Genomic DNA, 22,094 nt, shown 5'->3' on the forward strand with positions numbered 1-22,094 from the left:
CATTCTCCTTGCGAACTTGCGATTTAGAGCCTGGGCTTTCGGAGCAAGGCTCTGCCCCATTGGGTCAGTCGATTCTGCCATCCAAAATAAGCGAGTAGCAGGCCGAAGAGCCTCTCGCGCCCTCCGCTTCGCAGAGAACGCAAGTAGTGGCGACGAATCCAGCGATCCGATCTAGTATGCTCGCCCATGTCAGAATTCGCTGTAATGTCTGAAGCCGAGGGGCGCTTATGGTAGTAAGCCAGTTCTTCTTGGACAACGACGGATCGAAAGCGAAGGAAGAGACGCAGGTTGAATTCCCAATCCTCCAGCGCCTCTAGAGAAGAGTTATAGTTGCCTATCTCCTCTAGTATGCTTCGGCGGTAAAGCAAGGCATGAATAGTAAACTTGTTACATCGGGCAAGGCTATGCAAACTGAGTCGGCGCAACCGGGAATTGAACGAGACGGATTCGAGCAACTTCAGCTCTCCATCTCTCCACTCCTCGAGCACAATCCTGCTGCGGCAAATCGCCGCAGCTGCCCCGGTCTCGAGGTTTAGTGCTTGGACGCAAGCTTCCAGATAACGCTCGTGCCAGCTGTCATCGTCATCCAGCACGGTGACGAAATCGCCTTCACAGACATCTAGACCCGCATTCAATGCAGCGCCTCTCCCAAGCGCTTGCGGAAGATGGATATACCGCATGCGAGGCAGCAAGGAGGCATGCTCGCGCTCCAAGAACGCCTCCAGCTCTTCCCTAGCCGCACCGTTGTTGACTAGGATAATCTGCCAATTCGGGTGAGTCTGGAAAGCGATGCTTCGCAAAGCACGGCTTAGAAGCATTTCTCTCCTGCCCATCGTTCGCACGAGAATGGAGACGACTCCTGAGGACCCGGCCGAGGCCATGCGTCAGGCTCCGCTGTACGCGGCCATGACCTCAGGCGTCATGCCGAGTAGTTTCATTTCGCCTTTTTCTAGCCATAGCGCGCGGTCGCACAGATCCTCCACCTGCTGGGCCGAGTGGGAGACAAAGAGCACGGTCGTATTCTCTTTTAGAAGTTCGCGAATTCTATGCTCGCACTTCTCCTGGAACTTGTAGTCTCCTACAGACAACACCTCATCAACAATGAGAATATCAGGTTTGATGACGGTTGCAATCGAGAAGCCTAGACGAGCCAGCATGCCGGAAGAGTAGTTTTTCACAGGCACATCGATGAAGTCATGGAGCTCCGAGAACTCGATAATGGCGTCATAATTTTCATTCATAAAGGCGCGGGAAAACCCTAGTACAGAACCGTTTAGGTAAATGTTCTCTCTTCCGGTCAAATGCGGATTGAATCCAGCACTAAGTTCAATGAGCGGCGCCATGGAACCTCGGGTCACGACTTTTCCTTCCGTAGGCTTCATGACCCCAGCAATAACTTTCAGCAGCGTGCTTTTGCCAGACCCGTTCAATCCGACTAAGCCAAACACCTCTCCCTTCTTCACTTTAAACGATATATCCTGCAAGGCCATGAATTTCTGAAACAGCAATTCTTTTTTCATAATCTTGACAATGTACTCTTTAATGTTGTCGACTTTTTCGGTGCTAAGGTTAAACATCATGGATACATTTTCGATCTCAATTGCATACTCTTCATTCATATTGGGCTCCTATTAGATTTAGATATAGAGGATAAATTTGTCCTGCTTTTTGTTAAAGGCATACAGGCCAATCACGAGGCTGACGCTCCCTATGAGCAAGCAAATCAGATGCTGCTCCAATCCTGGAACTGTACCATACATAGTAATATCACGAAATATCTTCAGCATCTGATAGACCGGGTTGAAGTCGAGAAGAAATCGGAGTTCAGTCGGAATGATACTCACAGGGTAAAAAAGGGCGGTGAAGTACATCCATGCCGTAAGAAAAACCTCATACAGATACCCTAAGTCTCGAAAGAAGACATTGTAGGCTGAAAGCAGAAGGCCCAAGCCAGTAGCGAACAGGAATGTATATAGAATGGGAAGAGGCAGAAGCAAAATTGCAGGCGTCAGTTTAACGCCCGTCAATAGGATAACTAGGAAGAGGGCTACTATCGAGAAAAGAACATTCGCCAATGATGATATGGTCTTTGACAATACAAAGATATACTTGGGAACATACATTTTTTTTATCAGCGAAGCGTTGTCGACAATTGCATTCATGGATTGAATCGTAGATTGGGAAAACAGGTCCCAAATGATTCTTCCAGTCAGGACGTAGACGGCGAAATGGGGAATATCGCTTTTGAATACGCTGGAAAATACCAGAGTAAGGACAATCATCATCATCAACGGCTGAAGAATGCTCCAAACGATGCCTAGCACGGATCTTCTATACTTCAATTTGATTTCATTGAAAACAAGTTCTTTTAAAAGATATCTATATTTAATAAAATTCTGCCAGTAAATCGCCATTTCATTGTTCCTTTCTATGTATAAAATCATCATCAATTTTTTGTTAAGTTTGGATGGATCCCTGCCCCTCTCACACTCAAGATTTAGCTTTGTAATTACTCTATAAAACCGATAAAATACGTGTAATACTATTAAAGGAGTTTACCATGAATCGACAACCTTCACCACCCAAGTACATCAAAAAGGAAGAATCTGACGTATCCCTGCTAAAGTGGGCAGCGATTCTCATGGCGGCCATTTTCTTCCTGATGTATACGTTCAAAGCCGGCTTATTCAACGGGTATGACTTCAACTTCGAGAAGAAGCTGATCGGCGCCTCAATCTACTCCCTCTGCTTCGTGCTCCTCATGTCCGTGCACCTATTCAAGGTCTGGACCATGAACAGCTGGAAAGCGATCCTTTCCATCGCCATCTGGCTGCTCCCGCTCAGCTTCGCCATCTCCTCCATCGGAGCCGCCTCCGACAATACAGCCAACATCATGATGATGGTCAGCTGCCTGCTCGCTTCCTTCTTTGTCTTCGGTCTCTATTATAACGACAACCGCTTTACGAGAGTTGCGCTCGAGACCATTCTGATCCTGACCAGCTACGTGCTCGTCTGGTTCGGCATCCTCAACCTGTTCGGCCAATATTGGTACCCCGACGCGCTCTGGTTCCAGCTCGGCACTTATCGGATGACCTCTGTCTTCCAGTATCCGAATACATATGCCGCCTTGCTGATCGCCATCCTGCTGGCGGCAGCCTATTACACGACTCATGCGAAAAAACGCCTTTGGATCGGAATCCATGCGTTCATGCTCGTCCCGGTATTCGTGTCGTTCATGCTGACCTACTCGCGCGCCGCGCTGGTCGTCATTCCGGCAGCCGTCCTGCTGACGATGCCGTTTCTGAAGGTCAGCAAACAGCTTGTCTATGTCTTGCATCTTTTCATCACCGTCGGCGTTTCCTTTGCCGTACTGGGCGTCATCGAGTCAAAAGCCTTCACGATCGCCCAGCAAGTGCTCCGTTTCAACGAAAGCGGATCTCAAATCCCACCTGAAAAGCTGATGCCGCTCTTCAGCTCGGAAGCTCTGGCGGGCTGGGGCGCTCTCCTCGGCGCTTCTCTTGTCGCCATGCTCCTTGTGCTCGCAGTCAATCGTTGGATCGAGCCTGCTTTAGAACGCGGCCTCGAATCATTCTCCAAGCGCAAGATCTCTTATCTCGCCGCTCCAGCCGCAATGATTGTTCTAGCCGTCATCGGTGCCGCGCTCGTCTTGTCCAGTTCCGCTGTGCGGGACCTGCTCCCTGCCAACCTGGCCAACCGCCTGGAGAACATCAGCTTCAAGCAGCATAGCGTGCTCGAGCGGGCGACGTTTTATGAAAACGGTCTGGACATCGCGGCCGATTATCCGCTGTTCGGAGCAGGGGGGGGCGGCTGGCAAGCCCTTTACCAGCAATATCAGTCGAACCCTTATACCAGCAACCAGGCCCACAGCTATCTCATTCAGTTGCTCGTCGAAACAGGCTGGATCGGCTTGCTTCTTCACCTCGCGGTGTTCGCGCTCGCTTACTTCCTGTTCGTCCGCAGCTGGATCCGCCATCCGGAGAAGCGCGGCAGCCAGCTCATCTACTATATTTTCACCGTTTCCATCCTGCTTCATAGCTTCTTCGACTTCGACATGAGCTATATTTCCATCGCAGCCATCGTCTTCTTCTCTCTCGGCAGCATGATCGGCGTCTACGACAAGGAGTTGTCCCTGCCTAAACTCGCTTTGAAAAAGACCGCCTTCAATCGACTCTATCCGACTGTATTGGCTGCCTTGACCATTCTTGTCGGCGTATTCGCCTACCGGTTCTATGCTTCCTATATCCAGTTCGACAAGGCTCGCGCCCTTGCTCAGCAACAAGCGTCGATTGACCAGATTTTCCCGGCTTTGGACAAAGCGATCTCGCTTTCTCCCTCCAATACCCAATACTATTTGGTCAAGGCCGATTGGCTGACGCAAGTCTATCAGCAGACGCAAAATGCCGACTATTTAGACCAAGCTAAAAAAAATCTTCAAAAAGCGCAACTTCATGACCCGTACGAGCGTCAAATCATACAGGCTGAATACAACAACCGTCTTTTGGCCGGAAACGTAAAGGAAGCGATCGCGATCATCGAGGACGGATTGGTCAAGTTCCCGTGGGATATTACGCTTTACGAAATGGGAATCAAGCAGTATGCCGATCTCGGCTTGAATGAACACGGCAATGAAGATCCTGCTTACGAACAGAGCTGGGGTCGCGCCTCCGAGCTTTACGAGGAAGTCGTATCGAGGACCGACAAGCTCAAGGATTTGCCGCCGGAGCAGCTGCAAGGCCGCCGCTTCGACATCTCGACGACCATCCGCCAAGCGATGGGACAAGTCGACTTCCACTCCGGACGTTTTGCAGAAGCGGTAGAAGTATTGAAACCGTCTATCGGCGATGCTCTCACCCCAGCCGATGAATCTCAAGAAGCTCAGACGGCTGCGGGAACCTCGCGCTCTGCTGTCCGCTATTACATTGCTTCCTTGGAAAAGCTGGGACAGAAGGATGACGCTCTGAAAGAGAAATTGATTCAAGCGGATTCAAACGAGGAAAAGCTGGTTAATCAGCTCATAGCGTCCTGATTTTTACACTCATCGACAGGATACTACCGAATACCCGATAGTTTTACAAAATTACCACAAAGACCCTTTTCTTTCTCGGGATTCTTGCTTATAATAACTTTTATCTCTGCAGGACTCCCGAGAAAGAGTTCTACTAAAGGCATTAAGGAGGGAAACGAGTTGCATAGCTTCAAGAACAGTGATCTGCAAGCGCAGAATCACAAGGATTCTTACTGCCCTTTTGATTTCCATTTATTTTCTCGAAAGGAGGTGAAATGAAAATTATGAAAAAGCTTGTAACAAAAAAGACTGCGGCTTTGCTCGTCTTCATGATGATGGTATCCGCTCTGTCTCCGATTCTAGCATTCGCGGCTTCTAACTTTACCGGTCTTTCCGCTAAGGACAACCGCGTAACAGGTACCGTGTATGTCGACCGTGATACTTATGTGAACGGCGATGTGTACGTCGATGGGCTGAACCGCATCGCGATTCAAGTCTACGGCGAGAACGATACGGTTGGAACCACGGTGTATGCGACGTACAGTACATACACCAATGGTCGCTATCATTACACCATCGATTCTACCGTTGCAAACTCGACTTACTACAGCCTTCAATACGCTGACAAAAGCGTTGTTGGAGGTGTCGTATACGGTCGTGTAGACAACATCATGAGCGGTGGCAGCGGATGGGGCGGCGGCATCACTCCTCCAACGGGCGACATCATCGGTGCTGACGGTAAAGTTAACCGCGACCGGTTGATCGCAGCTCTGGCAGCAGACGAAAACGCCCGTATCAAAACGACTACGGACACGGTTTATCTGCCTGCTGACGCTCTGCTGAGCGGCAAGACGCTGACCATCTACAACGATGCCGGCGTATCCATCACGCTTCCGCTTGCTGCGCTGAAACTGGCTGATCTGGCGAAATCCCTCGGGGTCGAGCTGAAAGATCTGGTCATCCGCGTGGAAATGAAGAAGCTTGAAGGCGATGCGGCGAAAGCCGTCAACGATGCCGTGAAAGCAGTCGGCGCGACGCAGCTGGCTGACGCTTACGACTTCAAAGTTGTAGCTGTCGGCGGCGGCAAGGAGCTCCCGATCGAGAAGTTCGGACAACTCGTACAACGTACGATTCCTCTGACTTCGGCCGCTACGCCAAGCGCTGCAGGCGTCCTGTTCAACCCGACCGCGAAAGAGCTGAGCTTCGTGCCTAGCACGTTCGCCAAGGCAGACGACAAGACGATCGCTACGCTGAAGCGTGACGGTTCCTCCATCTACACGGTGATTCAAGGCAAGACGGCTCGCTTCAATGACGCGCTGCCGTTCTGGTCCAAGAACGCTGTCGAGTCCCTCTCCGAGAAGCTGATCGTTGAAGGTACGGGCAAAAACCTGTTCGAGCCGAAACGCGGCATCACGCGTGCGGAATTCGCAGCGCTGGTCATCCGTTCGCTGGGAGTACAGCCTGTAACGTCGTCGACCTACAAGTTCAACGACGTCATCTCCACCAAATGGTATGCCGGCACGGTAGCTGCTGCTGCTGAAATCGGCCTGGTCATTGGGGACGAGAAAGGCAACTTCAACCCGAACGCGCCAATCACTCGTAAAGAGGTAGCCGCTATCGTCGTTCGCGCGACGGAGTACGCCGGAAAATCCATCAAGCTGTCGGATGCGGATGCAAACGCAGCTCTGGCTGGATTCAAGGATACGGCAATCCTCGGATGGGCAAAAGCTGAGGTCGCCGCTGCTGTGAAAGCCGGCATCGTGAACGGCCAATCCTCGACTGCGATCGCAGGAAACGCCTTTGCTAACCGTGCTGAAGCGGCAACGATGATCGCACGCTATCTGCCGATCGCTGGCCTCTCGAACTAATCCTTCCTTAGCCAGCAAAAAAGCGGCCCTTCGGGGCCGCTTTTTCATGTTCAGAGGAGAAAGCTAGACCCTCTCATGGAGAGAAGAAACGGAAGCCTCTGCTCTAGAGAGCAGAGGCTTCCGCCGCGAATAACCAAAAGCCGCCCGATCGCCGCAAGCTTCATCGCGGGAAAGGACGGCTTCTTCATCATGTTGGAAAGATCAGGCTTGCGCCGGATTGAACGAGCTTTTCAGCGAGACGACGCGATTGAAAACGGGACGCTCGGAAGTCGTCAGCTTCGGATCGACGCTGTAATAGCCGTGACGGAAGAACTGGAACTTGTCTCCGGCTGCCGCTTCCTTCATGCCGGGCTCGACAAAGCCTCCGAGCACTTGCAGCGAATCCGGGTTGATGCACTCCAGGAAGGTCTTGTCGCCCTCCTCGGCCTCGCTCGTGATGAGCGGCTCGAAATGACGGAACTCCGCCGAAACGGCATGCGAGGCTTCGACCCAATGAAGCGTGCCCTTGACCTTGCGGCCGGTAAACCCGGTGCCGCTTTTCGTCTCGGGATCGTAGGTGCACCGCAGCTCGACGACTTCGCCGGCTTCATTTTTCACGACTTCCTCGCACTTGATGAAGTAGGCGTGCTTGAGCCGGACTTCATTGCCTGGGAACAGGCGGAAGTACTTGGCCGGCGGGTTCTCCATGAAGTCGTCCTGCTCGATGTAGATCTCGCGCGAGAACGGAATCTGGCGCGTGCCCATCTCTTCGTTCTCATTGTTGTTCTCCGCCTCGAGCCATTCGACCTGCCCTTCCGGGTAGTTGGTGATGACGACCTTCAGCGGCCGCACGACCGCCATCGTGCGCGGAGCCTTGAGCTTCAGATCCTCACGGATGAAATGCTCCAGCATCTGCTCGTCGACGATGCTGTAAGCGCGGGCGACGCCGATCTCGCGGCAGAACGTGCGGATCGCCTCCGGCGTGAAGCCTTTGCGGCGCAGCGCGCTGATCGTCGGCATGCGCGGATCGTCCCAGCCGTCGACGATGCCTTCGTCGACCAGCTGCTTGAGCTTGCGCTTGCTCATGACCGTATTGGTCAGATTGAGACGGCCGAATTCGTACTGGCGCGGCCGCGACTCCATCTCGCACTGCTCGATCGCCCAGTCGTACAGCGGACGGTGATCCTCGAACTCGAGCGTGCAGATGGAATGCGTGATGCCCTCGATCGCATCGCTGAGCGGATGGGCGAAATCATACATCGGATAGATGCACCAGGCATCGCCGGTCCGATGGTGATGAGCGTGGGAAATTCGGTACAGCACCGGATCCCGCATCGTGATGTTCGGCGAGCTCATGTCGATCTTGGCGCGCAGCACGCGGGCTCCGTTCGGGAATTCGCCTGCCCTCATGCGGCCGAAAAGGTCCAGGTTCTCCTCGACGCTGCGGTCTCGGTACGGGCTGTTGCGCCCAGGCTGCGTCAGCGTGCCACGCAGCTCCCGCATCTCTTCCGGCGTCGAATCGTCGACATAGGCCAGCCCTTTGCGGATGAGCAGCAGCGCCCGTTCGTAGAACTCCTCGAAGTAGTCGGACGCGAACCGAAGCTCCTCCCACTCGAAGCCGAGCCAGCGGACGTCCTCCTGAATCGACTCGACATATTCCGTGTCTTCCTTGACTGGGTTCGTATCGTCAAATCGCAGATTCGTGCGTCCCTTGAATTCATCGGCGACCTCAAAGTTCAGGCAGATGGACTTGGCATGGCCGATATGCAGATAACCGTTCGGCTCCGGCGGAAATCGGGTCGCGACCTGCTGCGTGCGGCCGCTCTCCACGTCGTCAGCGACGATTGCGCGTATGAAATTAGAAATCGGAGGATTTTTCGGATCCATGCGACCACCCAACCTTTCTATGACCTATATCCTACTATTGTACACAAAAAAGCCCCCTGATATAAGGGGGCAGGGCGATGCAAGACCATCCGTCCGGACGTCCGGATTGCTCTTGAGCGCGCCCGAAGGTCCAGTCGGCCCGCGGATCGGTGCCGGCATCCGCGGCTCGATTCGCAGAGCGGAGCCTCGAAAGCAAAGCGTCGGCTCGTCCGCCTAAAGCAGCTCCTCGATAGCCGGGGCGATATCCAGCGGCTGCACGCTCGGCTCGAAGCGGCCGACGATCGAGCCGTCGCGACCGATCAGAAACTTGGTGAAGTTCCACTTCACGTCGTCGCTCTCCAGCTGCTCTGGGCTGAACATGCTGGCGAAGCGGCGGCCTTTGTCGGAGTCGTCGAAGCCTTGGAACGGAGCTGCCGCCGTCAGCTGCCGGAACAACGGATGGGCGTTCGCGCCGTTGACATCCGTCTTGGCGAACAGCGGAAAGCTGACGCCGTAGTTCACCTTGCAGAAGCCCTCGATCTCATCCGAGGAGCCCGGCTCCTGAGCGCCGAACTGATTGCTTGGAAAGCCGAGGACGACCAACCCTTGATCCTTGTACTTCTCGTACAGCGCCTGCAGCCCCTCGTATTGCGGCGTCAGCCCGCATTTGCTGGCCGTGTTGACGACGAGCAGCACCTTGCCTTCGTAGTCGGCCAGCTGCGCCGGTTCTCCTCCGAGCGTTTCAAGCTTATGGTTCGTGATGATAGCCATCTGAACTCTCCTCCTCAACCTGATGATGAATCCGTCCATGGAGCGATTGCAGCCGAACCCTCAGCTCCTCCAGCTCCTGCAGATCGATGCCGGGCACGCGGCACAGCTCCTGAGGGATGTTCGCGGCCTGCATCTGCAGCGCCCGTCCCTGCTCCGTCAAGTACACCCGCAGCACCCTCTCGTCCGCTCCGTCCCGAATCCGATTCACGAGCCCGGCCGCCTCCAGCTTCTTGAGCAGCGGCGTGAGCGTCCCCGAGTCCAGATAAAGCCGGCTGCCCAGGCCTTTGACCGGCAGCCCGTCCTGCTCCCACAGCGCCAGCAGCGTCACATATTGGGTGTACGTGATGCCCAGCTCCTGCAGGAGCGGACGATACAGCCTCGTCACTTCTTTGGAGCAGGCGTAAAGGGCGAAACAGAGCTGGAGATCCAGCGGGAGCGCTCCTGCTGCTGTGCCGGTTCCAAGCCCTTCCGAGGAAGGGCTCGGGGCCCGGCCCGCCGCGCCTGGCTGATCGGCGCTCGGGCGCGGCGGACGTGAAGGTGTCATGGGATGGACTCCCCCTCTATACATTGCATACAATCTAACACGTTGACTTCAGCTTAGCATTCAAGCCTCCTAAAGTCAATCGACGCCTTTACAGGTTATGGAAGATACTGCTACAATAGCTCCTATTAGTAAACCACATTATAAATCAATATGGTTAACCAAAAGAGGAGGTTCCCCCACATGCCGCATCCCGTTTCCGCTGCCGATGGCCCGTCCCTCTGGGAAAAGCTCGCCGACAAAGCGCTTGCCGGGAGTCCGCCCTCGCGCGAGGAGGCGCGCCTTGTCCTGGAAGCCGACCGCCTGGAGCTGCTGCCGCTGCTCCAGGCCGCTTTCCGCGTTCGCAGCCATCATTTCGGCCGGAAGGTCAAGCTGAACCGCATCCTGAACGCAAAAAGCGGGCTTTGTCCAGAGGACTGCGGGTACTGCTCCCAGTCGATCGTCTCAAGCGCCGACATCGCCAGCTATGCGCTGCTCCGCCCCGAGGCGATGCTGGAAGCCGCCCGCAAAGCGTATGCCCAAGGCGTCGGCACGTTTTGCATCGTCGCCTCCGGCCGCGGCCCAAGCCGACGGGAGACGGCGCGGGTAGCCGAGGCGGTCCGGGCCATCCAGGCGGAGCTGCCGCTCAAGATCTGCGCCTGCCTCGGCCAGCTGACGGCCGAGCAGGCCGCAGAGCTGCGCGAGGCGGGCGTGCAGCGCTACAACCATAACCTCAATACGAGCGCCGCGCATCATGGCCAGGTCGTATCGACGCACAGCTATGAAGACCGACTGCAGACGTTGGACCGAGTCCGGGAAGCGGGCCTCTCTCCCTGCTCCGGGATCATCGCCGGCCTCGGCGAGACGATCGACGATCGGATCGAGATGGCATTCGCCTTGCGAGAGCTTGGGGCGGACTCGATTCCGGTCAACTTCCTCCATCCGGTCGAAGGGACGCCGATGGGCGGCAGCGAGCGCGTCTCTCCCGCAGATGCGCTGCGCCTGCTGGCGCTGCTGCGCTTCGTCTGTCCGGACAAGGAGATCCGCGTCGCCGGAGGACGCGAGCTGACGCTCCGCTCGCTGCAGCCGCTGGCGCTATACGCCGCCAACTCGATCTTCCTCGGCGACTACTTGACGACGGCCGGTCAGGAGTGGAGCCGCGATCTCGACATGCTCGAGGATCTCGGCTTCGAGCCCGAACGCATCGCCCCGGATGTCGAAGCCGCATGGATCGCCCAGGGCAAACCGCTGCCGGCTGTCCCGAGCGGCGCTGTCCGCCGATGAAAAAAGCCGTGCTTTTCTGAAATCCAGAAAAGCACGGCCCGGCCTGCCCGGGCAAGTCCCAGGCGATCGGCTCGGAAGGAACCGGACAGGGCCCGCCTCGTCCTTTGCAGGAGCAGACGCCGCCGCAGTCAGGACAGCGAAGCGCCGGCACGATCCCGGTGGAGCTGGCGGAACTTGTACGCCATCGCGAGCCGCCAAGGCACGAGCATGCCGAACGCCAGCAGGAAGAACAGCGAGGCGGTCTGCAGCACCGAAACGTACTGCTCGACGACGTCGTGAAGCACCAGACGGATCGCCAGCAGAATAAGGATCAGAAAGAAAAACGCCTTGGAGCGGCGCAAGTAGACATCTTCGCCGACAAACTCCATCTTGGACGTCAGGATAAGCGGGATGGAGAACAGCAGAGCGCCGACGGCGAAAGCGCAAAGCGCCCAGAGGAGCGGTATATGCGTCTCGGGCACGACGAACATCAAAAAACCGGTCGCCATGCCGAGGGGCGGAATGAGGATCTTGCGCAAGGTCGTCGGCTTGCGGGTGGAACGGACGCGCACCATGATGACCGCCAGCCCTCCGAGCAACGGGATAAGCAAGGACCACAGCGGCGAGATCTGGATCGACAGGTTCATACGGGCATCGGCACTCCCTTTGGAAAATAGGCGCGCCAGCCTTGCTTTTCGGCCGCGCCTCTACAGCTTTCTCCATCGTACCCAAAATGCCTCCTCCATGCAAATGAACGCGAAAAACCGCCGGACAGCAGCAGGAAGCGGCTTGTCCGGCGGCGGGAATGCGCATGCTCAGCGCGACGACTGCTTGACGCGGGAGCCGATGCTTTTGAGCGTCTCGCGGATGAAGGCCGGCTCGTCCTCCGGCGTGCGGGAGCTGACGAAATTGCCTTCCACGACGACCTCCTGATCGACATAGTGGGCGCCGGCATTCGCCAGATCGTCCCGCAGCGGCGGATAGCAGGTAAGCGTCCGCCCTTTCGCCAGACCGGCGCTGATGAGAATCTGCGGTCCGTGGCAGATCGCCGCGATCGTCTTCTTCTCCTCGTCGAGCCGCTGTACGAACGACTGGATCGACGGGTCGTTGCGGAGCGCTTCCGGAGAGGAGCCCCCGGGAATGACCGCCGCGTCGAACGGCTCCGGCTTCGCGTCGGCGATGCCGAGCTCCGTCGTATAGCTGGCCTTGCCCTGCTTGCCCTCAAGCTTCTCTCCGGCCTTGAGGCCGATGATTACCGTCTCGTGACCTTCCGCCCGGATCGCCTCATAAGGGGCCTGCATCTCGCTGTCCTCGAACTGGGGTCCGAGCAAAAAAGCTACCTTTGCCATGATGATTCTCTCCTTTGCCTGAAGGTTCCTAAGATACAGCCTTACTTTACCCTTCCGCGCCCCATCTGAACCGAACGCCGCGCGGCGCAAGCGGCGCCTCGACCGATCCTCGCTGACGGCGTTCGACAAAACGTTACCCTTCTGTAACCTTATGGCGGCCGAAGCAGTCTAGGATAAAAGAAGAGAAGAAAAGAAAAGGCAACCACGGTTGGAGGAGGAATGCATCATGAACGTTCGTACGCAAAAAGGAAAGCATGCCCGGAGGCTGATGCTCGCTCTGGCCGGAACGGCCCTGTTCGGAGGCGCGGCGCTCGGCTCCCACGCCCCGTCTGCCGCGGCCGCAGCCGCGACGCCGGCGCCGGCCGAGACAGCCGTCCACCCGGCCGTTTCCGTCAAGAAGATCGTCCGCAGCACGAAAGCCTACGAGGCCTCCCTGTACATCCCGGTCGTGAGCGGCTTGAAGGACGCCAAGTTCCAGCAGCAGCTGAACGGCATCCTCGAAAGCGCCGCGCTGAAAGACCTCGAGGCGGTGGCCAGGCAGGCGGAGGAGGATCGGGCTTCGTCGCAGAAGGAATCTTATCCATTCCATAAGCATGAGATCAAGCTGCAGTTCTCCGCCGCCCGCAGCGAGTCGCTCGTGGACGGGGGCTTCCTCTCCCTGAAGCTGAATACCTACATCTATAGCGGAGGCGCCCATGGCATCAGCCGCATCGATACGTACAACGTCGCGAACGGCGCCGAGGCTTCGTACATGACGCTGGCGACGCTTTACGGAGAGGACTACGCCGAGCATGTCGACAAGGAGATCAAGCGCCAGATCGCGGCCCATCCCGAGCTGTACTTCGAGGACGGATTCGCGGGCGTGAAGGAGGAGCAGCCGTTCTACATCTCGGGCGGCAAGGCGCGCGTCGTGTTCCAGCCCTATGAGATCGCGCCGTATGCGACCGGAGCTCCGGAATTCCCGATCGCGCTGCCGGAAGCCGGCTCGCCCGAGCCCGTGCTCGCCGTTCAGGTGCAGGGCCAGCCTCTCGAAGGCATCGGCGTGACGCAAAGCAAGGACGGCGTCGCGATGATTCCGGCGCGCCAGGTCGCCGAAGCGCTCGGCTACAAGACGAAGTGGACCGCCGCGACGAGCACGCTTGAGCTGAGCAAGGGCGACACGTGGACCGCCGTATCCAAAGGACTCGACAGCTACAGCGTCGACAAGTCGGCTCCGGTCCGGCTCGGGGCGGCCCCTGTCGTAGACGGCAAAGGCCGGCTGACCGTGCCGCTCGCGCTGTTCACCGAGCTGCTCAAGGCGACGGTGTCCTACAGCGGGGATGTCGTCAACCTGGAAGCGCCGAAGGCGTAGAGCTGACTGACGGCTCTGTGCGGCGGCCGTAGGCGAGAAGGTCGAGGCAGCGTCCGGCAGCTGCTCGAGCGCGAACGCAATCCTTCTGCAGCGTCCGGCTCGGAGAGGCTGCAAGCCATGTAATCTCGTCTTCCTACCCGATCCTGCTCGCAAAAAGGGCTGTCCAAAGATCTCAGGATGGAGATCTTCGGACAGCCCTGTTCAGCTTCGTGCGATCGCTGCCGCCTCCGCTCCGGCGATCAGAGCAGCGTCACATCGCCGCCGGCGCGCGGCTCGTCGTCGACGCGCTCGGTGCGCAGCGCGCCGGCAGCGCCCAGGATGCCGATCGCATCGCGCGCATCCTCCGGAGCCGCTTCGACGAAGACAAGGATGCGTCCGTCCTGCACCTCTTTCTCGTAGCGCTTGGCCTCGCTCTCCGCGAAGCCCATGCCGACGAGCCCGCCGACGATGCCGAGCGTGCTCGCGCCGACAGCCGCGCCTCCAAGAGCGGCGACGATCGGACCGGCCGCGATGATCGGGCCGATGCCCGGGATGGCCAGCGCCCCGAGGCCGGCCAGCAAGCCGACCGTGCCGCCGGCGAGGCCGCCGGTCGTCACGCCTGCGGCGATGCCTTCGGGCGCCATCGTTCCGGATTCGTCCAGCACGCCGTCATACCGCTCCCTGTCTCGCGTCAGCACCGACAGCTCGTCCCGGCTGAACCCCGCGCGCTGCAGCTCGCCGAGCGCTTGCTCGGCCTGCGCATCCCGCTCATACACCCCTACATATCGAATCGCCATGAAAAACGCCTCCTTGTCGGGTCTCTTGGTAGAGACTTACCCCGATCGGAGGCGCCGCAATCCATTTCTATGCTTCTTCCAAAAGCCCCCGGCAAGCCGCGCAAGACTCGCCGTAGCGCAGCTCCAGCAGCGCAAGCTCCGGCTCGTAGCCGCCGGCTCCATACTTCGCCTTCTGCTCCAGCTCCAGGGCGAGCTTCGCCACGCCGGCAAAACCGATGCTGAGCGAGGCCGACTTGACGTTGTGCGCCAGCCGCTCCATGAGGTCGTGCTCGTCCAGCGCGGCGGCCTCGCGAAGCTGCTGCAGCTTGGCCGGCGTATCCTGCTCGTACAGCGCAAGCAGATGCTCCAGCATCGAGCGGTCGTCCGCGCTCCAGGGCCGCGGAGCGATGTCCTCGAGCGTCGCAACGTGGATCAGCTCCGCCGCTTCCGCCCCCTCGGCCTCGTCCGCTCCCGGCTGCCGCAGCTCCTGCTGCCCTTGGGCATCGGGCAGCCATTCCAGCAGCGCGGCGGCCAGCTTGTCGAGCGTGACCGGCTTCGTCAGGAAGGCGTCCATGCCGGCCTCGAACGCCTTGCTGCGCTCGGAGGCAAGCGCGCCGGCCGTCAAGGCGACGATCGGCACGCGCGGCATGTCTTGGCGCCGCTCCTCCTCGCGGATGGCAGCCGCGGCCTCCAAGCCGCTCATGAGCGGCATCTGGTTGTCCATCAGGATGAGGCTCGGCTCATGCTGGCGCCACAGCTCCATCGCCTCCTCGCCATTGGACGCCACGACGACGGTCTCGAAGCCGAGGTTGCGCAGCTGAAGCGTAGCGACATGCTGGTTGACCGGATTGTCCTCGGCCAGCAGGATGACGGAGCGGCTGTCCTTGGCCTTCAGCCGGCTGCGCGCCGCGGAGCGCCCTCCGTTCGCCGGCTCCGCAGGGGAGGCGGCCTGCTCCAGCTCCAGCTCGATGCCGAACACCGAGCCTTCGCCGAGCTTGCTTTCCACGGCGATCTGCCCGCCCATCAGCTCCACGAGATGCTTGGTGATCGAGAGCCCGAGGCCCGTGCTGCTGAAGCGCTGGGTGAGGGAATGGTCGACCTGGAAAAAAGGCGTGAACAGCTTGCCGGCATGCTCCTCGGAAATGCCGATGCCGGTATCCCGCACCTCGAGCCGCAGCCGCTGCCGGCCGCCGCTGCGCGACAGCAGGAACAGGCGCGTCTCCACCTCGCCGTCCTGCGTGAACTTGACCGCGTTGCCGACGAGGTTGAGCAGGATCTGGCGGAACCGTCCCCCGTCGCCGAGCACCTCCGGATGGATGCGCGGATCGATGTAGGTCCGCAGCGCCGTCCGCTGCAGCTTCGCCCGGGACTGCAGCAGCCCCAGCGTATGCTGGACCGCCGCCCGCAGGTCGAACTCGGCGCGATCGAGCCTCATTTCGCCCGCCTCGATCTTGGACAGGTCGAGGATGTCGTTCAGAATCGTCAGCAGCAGCTGCCCGGAGTCCAGGATGATCGACACCGACTCCCGCTGCTGTCCGCTCAGCTCGGTCTGCGCCAGCAGCTCGCTCATCGCGATGATGCCGTTCATCGGAGAACGGATCTCGTGGCTCATCGTCGCGAGGAACACGCTTTTGGAGCGGTTCGCCTGCTCGGCGCTTTCCTTGGCGAGCTTCAGCTCGATGTTCGTCTTGGCGAGCTGGCGCTGCACCGAGACGAGCTCGTTGTTGAGCGCCGAGAACTCGTCGAAGGCGCGCAGCTCCTGCTCCATCTTTTCGACGACCTGGCCCGAGAGCTTCTTGATCGTCTCGCGCAGCGTCACCATCTGCTGGTTGTTGATCTTGGTCAGCTCGTCGTAGAAATAAGAGTAGCCCGGATGATAGGTCGCGCCGACGACGAGCAGCCGGTCGTCCACGACGCCGCCGTTGAAGTAGAACAGCTCCGTGCGCCCTCCGAGCGTCAGGTTGAGCTCCCAGTTGTAGACGGCCTTGTCCCGCTCCAGCCGGAGCAGGAAATCCTGGAACTTGAGCCGGTTCTGCTCGTCCATCAAGGAAAAGACGCTGCCTCCCCCGTCCAGATGAGGGGCAAGCCCGAAATCGTCCCGGATGATCTGCGCGATCTCTCCCGTGCGCTTGCACAGCAGGGAGACAACCCGATGGTCTTGCGGCGGAGCCGCATTCATGCCTGGCATGCGCCTGATCGCCCCTTTCGGCCGGTCAGCTCCGTCGCCACACGCACGGACTGCTCGGCGTCGCGGCCATATCCGTCCGCGCCGATCGCGCGCCAGAGCTCCCGGTCGGTATTGAACGGATAGCCCCCGACCAGGACGACGATGCCGCCGATGTCCGGATCCTGCCGGACGGCGGCGATCAGCTCGCGGGCGAGGCTGACGTGATAGGTCATCGTGCAGGAGATCGCGAGCACGTCGGCCTTGTAGTCCTTGAGCAGCTCGATGAGCGAGCGCGCCGGCACGTTGGCCCCGACATAGTACGTATCCCAGCCGTTCAGCTCGAAGATGTCCGTCACCATGCGCAGGCCGATCTCATGCAGCTCGCCCCCGACGCAGGCCGAGACGAGCTTCAGTCCCTTGCGGGATTGGTTGAACAGGTAAGGAAACAGCTGCGACATGACGAGCTGCGTAGCCGCGCTGCAGTAATGCTCCTGGGCGACCGTGATGCGGCCCGTCTGCCAGAGCCGGCCGATCTCGTACTGCGATTGCTGGAAAATGTCCAGATAGATCGTCTGCAGCGGCACGCCGCCATCGACGAGATCCATGACGAGCCGGCTCGCTTCGGCCCGGCGGCCTTCCAGCAGCAGCTCGGTATAGGCGGTCGCTTCCGCGGCCATGCCGCTCTCCTCAAGATAGGAGCCTTGCTGCTCGGCATCCGAGCCGAGCTGGCGCAGCGCCGCCTCGAGATGAGGGGTGGCATAGCGGTACGTCTCCTCGTCCAGCTCCTGCCGCAGCACTTCCTGGAAGCAGAGGATGTTGACGTACAGGTCCTCGGTGCAGACCTGGTACTGCTGCAGCAGCACCCTCAGCCAGGTCATGTAGCTGGAGAACAGCAGCGGGCTTTCGAGGTGGATGCTCTCGGCGAGGTACTTGAGCGTATAGGATGTATCCTGCTTCGTCTTGATCCAGCCGATCTCGCCGAATTTCTGCTGCAGCTCGGGCTGACGCTCGTATTGCAGGCGGGTGATCCGCTCGGCAAGGCGGTCTTCTTGATCCAGGATGGCCTTGCCGACGGCGGTAACGTCCAGGGACATGGGAACCATCCTTTCTGTGGATAAGACTCTATTATACCATACCTCGCGTCAGAGGATCGGCGACAGCAGCCGGCTGACCGATTCCTTGAACTTGTTCCAGAGCGAGCGGGAATCGTAATCCTCCAGCGACAGCTCCCGGCAATGGAGCAGGTCGTCCTGGAAAATCCGCTGCAGCCGCATGGCCGTCGCGGAGTCGTAGATGAACGCGTTGACCTCGAAGTTCAGCTTGAAGCTGCGGATGTCGATGTTCGCCGTGCCGACGGAGGCGATGTTGCCGTCCACGACGAGCGTCTTGGCGTGCAGGAAGCCGTTTTCGTACAGATAGCACTTCACGCCCGCCGAGAGCAGCTCGCCGAAGTACGAGTGCGACGCCCAGTAGACGAAGAAATGGTCGGGCTTGCTCGGCAGCATCACCTTGACGTCGACGCCGGACAGAGCGGCCATCTTGAGCGCGCTGAGCAGGCTGTCGTCCGGCACGAAGTACGGCGTCTGCAGCATCACCGACATCTTGGCCGAGTTGATCATCTTGATGTAGCCGTTCTTGATATGCTGCCACTCGGAGTCCGGGCCGCTGGAGATGATCTGCATGCCGACGCTGCCGCCCGCCTCCGGCGCCGGATAGTAGCGGCTGTCGGTCAGGAAGGGCTGCGTCGAGGCGAGGCTCCAGTCGAGCAGGAACCGGCCCTGCAGCTGCGCCACCGCCCCGCCCTGGATGCGCAGATGCGTATCGCGCCAGAAGCCGAAGCGCTTCACCTTGCCGACGTACTCGTCGCCGATGTTGAATCCGCCCACATAGCCGATCTTGCCGTCGATGACGACGATCTTGCGATGGTTGCGGTAGTTGAGCCGGGGATTGATGAAGAAGATCTTCGACGGGAAGAAGGCGCCTACCTGGCCGCCGGCCCGGAGCAGCATGCGCAAGTATTTCTTATTCAGCCGGATGCTGCCGATGTCGTCGTAGATGAGCCTCACCTCGACGCCCTCCTCCGCCTTGCGGCAAAGCGTGTGCAGCACGCGCTTGCCGAGCTTGTCCGCCCGGATGATGTAATACATCAGATGGATATGATGCGTCGCTTCCTCGATGTCGCGCAGCAGAGAGTCGAACTTGCGCTCGCCGTCGGTGAACACCTCGACCTCGTTGTCCTGCGTGAACAGCGCGTCGCTCGATACCAGGTTCATGTAGACCATATCCTGGTAATAGGTCATGAGCGGGTCGTTGAAGGAATACAATCCTTTCTCGACGATGCGCTGCTGCGTCTTCAGCCGCTGGCGGGCATTTTTGAGCTGGCTCAGCTTGAACTTGTAGATCTTGCGGCGGCTGAGGTTTTGCCCGAGCAGCAGATAGAGCACGAAGCCGATGCCGGGCAGGAAATAAAGGACCATCAGCCATGCCCAGGTCGAGGCGATGTTGCGCCTCTCGAGGAAGATGACCGCGATGGCCAGAACGATATTGAGCACATAAAAAAGGGAATAGGCCTGCTGGAAGTAGATCAACTCGGCACCCGCCTGTCTGGAGATTCAAGTGGCGGCTCCGCAGCCCGCGGAAGGCGGGAGAAGCCGGCATCTTCCAGTATACCAGACTTGGCCGGCCGGATAGCAGGGGCCGCGGGCCGGCCGCCGCAGAAAAAGTTCGCGCGGGCGGCGGCAAAAGGGCTTGTTCGCATTTGACAAGGCTTTCGGAACCGTCTAATGTGCGAAAGAGACAGGTGACGCGCGAAGAGCTTGACCCGTGCGGACAGACCAACGAATCGGGAGGAAACGAAACGATGAATTTCAAGCAGGCGGCGGGCATCCAGGCGGCCGAAGCGGTCGCGAGCGGCATGAAGGTCGGACTCGGAACGGGATCGACCGTCTACTATACGATTCTGGAGCTGGGACGGCGCATGAAGGAGGAAGGCTTGCGCTTCACGGGCGTGCCGACCTCGGACGCGACCGAGAAGCTGGCGCTCGAGCTCGGCATTCCGCTTGCGGAGCTGTCGGAGCTCGAGCCGCTCGACGTCACGATCGACGGCGCGGACGAGGTGACGCCGGAGCTGGCGCTCATCAAGGGCGGCGGCGCGGCGCATTTCCGCGAGAAGATGGTGGCGGCCGTGTCCAAGCGGCTCGTCATCGTCGCCGATGAGTCCAAGGCGGTCGGCAAGCTCGGCGCGTTCACCGTGCCGGTCGAGATCGCCGCGTACGGCTGGCGCTCGACCGCGCGCCGCGTCGAGGCCGCCGGCTGCCGCGCCGTGCGCCGCGAGCGGGACGGCCAGCCGGTCGTCACCGACAACGGCAACTACGTGCTCGACTGCGACTTCGGCCTGATCGAGGATCCCGGCGCGCTCGACCGCGAGCTCAAGGGGCTGCTCGGCGTGCTGGAGACCGGCTTGTTCGTCGGCATGGCCGATGCCGCCTACATCGCCGGACCGGAGGGCGTGCGCGTCCTGCGGCGCGAAGCCTGGGAACGGGGCTAGCGCATGGAGCACAACCGAAAGGAAGCGGCGGGCGCGCCAGTCGCGGAGGCGGAGCGCGCCGACATGGAGCTCCGGGGCGCGGATGCCGAGCGCGATGAAGCCGGCCATCGGGGCGGAACGGCGCTGCCGAGCCGCGGCAAGCGCAAGCGCATCGTGCTCACCGGCGGCGGCACGACGGGCCATGTGAGCGTCAATCTGGCGCTCATCCCCGGCCTCCTCGCGGACGGCTGGAGCGTGCACTACATCGGCTCGCGGGACGGCATCGAGCGCTCCCTGATCGAGCCGATCGACGGCGTGACGTACCACTCCGTCTCGACCGGCAAGCTGCGGCGCTACTGGGACCGCAAAAACGTCACCGACGCGCTGCGCGTCGGCAAGGGGCTGGTGCAGGCGGCCTCGCTTATCCGGAAGCTGAAGCCGGATGTCGTCTTTTCCAAGGGCGGCTTCGTCAGCGTGCCGGTCGTGCTGGCCGCCAAGCTGAACCGCGTGCCGGCGATCATCCACGAGTCCGACGTGACGCCGGGCCTCGCCAACCGGATCGCGATTCCGTGCGCGACGGCCGTCTGCACGACATTCCCGGAAACGGCCGCCTACATCAAAAGCGCCAAGGTCGTGCAGGCCGGCCCGCTCGTGCGTCCGGAGCTGTACAGCGGCGACGCCGAGCGCGGCCGGCGGCTGTGCGGCTTCGACCGCAGCCGCCCCGTGCTGCTCGTCATGGGCGGCAGCCTCGGCTCGCGCCGCCTCAACGAGGCGATCTACGAGGCGCTCCCGGAGCTGCTGCCGCGCTGGCAGGTCGTGCATCTGCGCGGCAAAGGGCAGGCGCCGGCTCAAGCGGCGGCGGGAGCCGCTCCGCGGGATCCGGCCCTCCAGCCGAGCGGGCCGATCGTCCGCATCGGCGGCGCGCCGATCGCCCCCGCCGCAGGCGGAGATTTGGGGCCGGCGGCTCCGGCGGACGGACGCTCCGCGACAGGCGCAGAGGCATCGAGGCCGGCCGGGACGGGCGGCTCCGAGGAAGCGGACGGCGGCGGCTCCGAGCTGATGGAGGCCACGGACGGCTACCGTTCGTTCGAGTACCTGTCCGAGGAGCTGCCCGACGTGCTGGCGCTGGCGGACGCCGTGCTCTCGCGGGCCGGAGCCAACGCGATCTTCGAGCTGCTCGCGCTGCGCAAGCCGATGCTGCTCGTGCCGCTGACGCTGGCGCAGAGCCGCGGCGACCAGATCCGCAACGCCGCCTCGTTCGAGGCGGCCGGTCTGGCTCGGGTGCTGCCGGAGGAGAAGCTGTCCACCGTCACGCTGATGCAGGAGCTGCGCGCTCTTGCGGACAGCGGCCCGGAGCTGGACGCCCGCATGGCGGCGGCCGCTCCGGCCGATCCGCTGCCGCTGCTGCACCGGCTCATCCGCGACGCGGCGGAGCGCCGGGGGTAAGCGGAGGGCCGATGCGAGCCGGAGGCGCGGCTCCGCGGGCCGCGGCTGGATCCGAGAGTCGTTGCGAGAGGCGCGGCTGCTTGCGCGCGAGGCACGAGTCCGTTCCAAAAAAGGCATCTTCTGCGTGACTGGACGCGGAGGATGCCTTTTTGACTCCGGCTCGTATCCGCCTCGCGCAGCTCCCAGCGCGCGGCGCCTCGCTGGATG

General features: G+C 60.2%; 18 protein-coding genes. 6 read left to right on the forward strand and 12 right to left on the reverse strand.

What is annotated here, in order from left to right; translation table 11 throughout:
* Positions 1–23 precede the first annotated feature (23 nt).
* From NYE40_RS22525 to NYE40_RS22535, 3 genes are read right to left on the reverse strand one after another with little or no spacing between them, the layout of a single operon-like run.
* Entirely contained in the window at positions 24–881 is an 858-nt protein-coding gene (locus NYE40_RS22525; protein ID WP_339278987.1) for a glycosyltransferase family 2 protein, read from the reverse strand.
* Between the two features lie 3 nt (positions 882–884).
* Positions 885–1,619, reverse strand: coding sequence for an ABC transporter ATP-binding protein (locus NYE40_RS22530; protein WP_339278988.1), 735 nt, complete (start codon positions 1,617–1,619; stop codon positions 885–887).
* 18 nt (positions 1,620–1,637) lie between these two features.
* Positions 1,638–2,414 carry an ABC transporter permease gene (locus tag NYE40_RS22535; protein WP_339278989.1) on the reverse strand — a complete coding sequence of 259 codons (777 nt, stop codon included), beginning with the start codon at positions 2,412–2,414 and terminating at the stop codon, positions 1,638–1,640.
* 146 nt (positions 2,415–2,560) lie between these two features.
* On the opposite strand from NYE40_RS22535, the gene NYE40_RS22540 reads away from it, so the two are divergent.
* Together NYE40_RS22540 and NYE40_RS22545 are read left to right on the forward strand one after the other, a co-directional pair.
* Positions 2,561–5,047, forward strand: coding sequence for an O-antigen ligase family protein (locus NYE40_RS22540; RefSeq protein WP_339278990.1), 2,487 nt, complete (start codon positions 2,561–2,563; stop codon positions 5,045–5,047).
* A gap of 254 nt (positions 5,048–5,301) precedes the next feature.
* Positions 5,302–6,894, forward strand: coding sequence for an S-layer homology domain-containing protein (locus NYE40_RS22545; protein ID WP_052333238.1), 1,593 nt, complete (start codon positions 5,302–5,304; stop codon positions 6,892–6,894).
* 201 nt (positions 6,895–7,095) lie between these two features.
* Here NYE40_RS22545 and NYE40_RS22550 read toward each other — a convergent pair whose 3' ends face one another.
* The 3 genes from NYE40_RS22550 to NYE40_RS22560 form a co-directional block, all read right to left on the reverse strand.
* Positions 7,096–8,760 carry a glutamine--tRNA ligase/YqeY domain fusion protein gene (locus tag NYE40_RS22550; RefSeq protein ID WP_153784482.1) on the reverse strand — a complete coding sequence of 555 codons (1,665 nt, stop codon included), beginning with the start codon at positions 8,758–8,760 and terminating at the stop codon, positions 7,096–7,098.
* A gap of 213 nt (positions 8,761–8,973) precedes the next feature.
* A complete protein-coding gene (locus NYE40_RS22555; RefSeq protein ID WP_339278991.1) occupies positions 8,974–9,510 on the reverse strand; it encodes a glutathione peroxidase in 537 nt (178 codons plus the stop codon).
* On the reverse strand, positions 9,488–10,054 hold the full coding sequence (locus tag NYE40_RS22560; RefSeq protein WP_339278992.1) for a MarR family transcriptional regulator: 567 nt from the start codon (positions 10,052–10,054) through the stop codon (positions 9,488–9,490). Before NYE40_RS22560 ends, NYE40_RS22555 begins: the two co-directional genes overlap by 23 nt.
* 180 nt (positions 10,055–10,234) lie before the next feature.
* On the opposite strand from NYE40_RS22560, the gene bioB reads away from it, so the two are divergent.
* Positions 10,235–11,314 carry a biotin synthase BioB gene (gene bioB, locus NYE40_RS22565; RefSeq protein ID WP_052333237.1) on the forward strand — a complete coding sequence of 360 codons (1,080 nt, stop codon included), beginning with the start codon at positions 10,235–10,237 and terminating at the stop codon, positions 11,312–11,314.
* A gap of 128 nt (positions 11,315–11,442) precedes the next feature.
* Here bioB and NYE40_RS22570 read toward each other — a convergent pair whose 3' ends face one another.
* Both NYE40_RS22570 and NYE40_RS22575 read right to left on the reverse strand, forming a co-directional pair.
* Positions 11,443–11,940 carry a cytochrome c biogenesis protein CcdC gene (locus tag NYE40_RS22570; RefSeq protein WP_028598914.1) on the reverse strand — a complete coding sequence of 166 codons (498 nt, stop codon included), beginning with the start codon at positions 11,938–11,940 and terminating at the stop codon, positions 11,443–11,445.
* A 168-nt stretch (positions 11,941–12,108) separates the two neighbouring features.
* Positions 12,109–12,642 carry a type 1 glutamine amidotransferase domain-containing protein gene (locus NYE40_RS22575; RefSeq protein ID WP_339278993.1) on the reverse strand — a complete coding sequence of 178 codons (534 nt, stop codon included), beginning with the start codon at positions 12,640–12,642 and terminating at the stop codon, positions 12,109–12,111.
* Positions 12,643–12,868: 226 nt separating this feature from the next.
* Here NYE40_RS22575 and NYE40_RS22580 point away from each other — a divergent pair, with 226 nt between their 5' ends.
* A complete protein-coding gene (locus NYE40_RS22580; protein ID WP_339278994.1) occupies positions 12,869–13,993 on the forward strand; it encodes a DUF4163 domain-containing protein in 1,125 nt (374 codons plus the stop codon).
* Positions 13,994–14,232: 239 nt separating this feature from the next.
* On the opposite strand, the gene NYE40_RS22585 is transcribed toward NYE40_RS22580, so the two are convergent.
* From NYE40_RS22585 to cls, 4 genes are all read right to left on the reverse strand, one after another.
* Complete coding sequence (locus NYE40_RS22585) at positions 14,233–14,769, reverse strand: general stress protein (protein WP_127464410.1); 537 nt, start codon at positions 14,767–14,769, stop codon at positions 14,233–14,235.
* Between the two features lie 67 nt (positions 14,770–14,836).
* Positions 14,837–16,936, reverse strand: a complete 2,100-nt coding sequence (locus tag NYE40_RS22590; protein ID WP_052333234.1) for an ATP-binding protein — start codon at positions 16,934–16,936, stop codon at positions 14,837–14,839.
* Positions 16,924–18,009 carry a cobalamin-dependent protein gene (locus NYE40_RS22595; RefSeq protein WP_043111313.1) on the reverse strand — a complete coding sequence of 362 codons (1,086 nt, stop codon included), beginning with the start codon at positions 18,007–18,009 and terminating at the stop codon, positions 16,924–16,926. Before NYE40_RS22595 ends, NYE40_RS22590 begins: the two co-directional genes overlap by 13 nt.
* A gap of 48 nt (positions 18,010–18,057) precedes the next feature.
* Positions 18,058–19,503 (reverse strand): cardiolipin synthase, encoded by a 1,446-nt coding sequence (gene cls, locus NYE40_RS22600; RefSeq protein ID WP_028598912.1) that lies wholly within the window; start codon positions 19,501–19,503, stop codon positions 18,058–18,060.
* 272 nt (positions 19,504–19,775) lie between these two features.
* Between cls and rpiA the strand changes: the two genes are divergently transcribed.
* Both rpiA and NYE40_RS22610 read left to right on the forward strand, forming a co-directional pair.
* Entirely contained in the window at positions 19,776–20,462 is a 687-nt protein-coding gene (gene rpiA / locus NYE40_RS22605; protein ID WP_028598911.1) for a ribose 5-phosphate isomerase A, read from the forward strand.
* A 3-nt stretch (positions 20,463–20,465) separates the two neighbouring features.
* Positions 20,466–21,887 (forward strand): glycosyltransferase, encoded by a 1,422-nt coding sequence (locus NYE40_RS22610; protein ID WP_052333233.1) that lies wholly within the window; start codon positions 20,466–20,468, stop codon positions 21,885–21,887.
* The last annotated feature ends 207 nt before the right edge of the window (positions 21,888–22,094 follow it).

It is taken from the genome of Paenibacillus sp. FSL W8-1187 (assembly GCF_037965485.1).
GTDB classification, from domain to species: Bacteria; Bacillota; Bacilli; order Paenibacillales; family Paenibacillaceae; genus Paenibacillus_O; species Paenibacillus_O pasadenensis.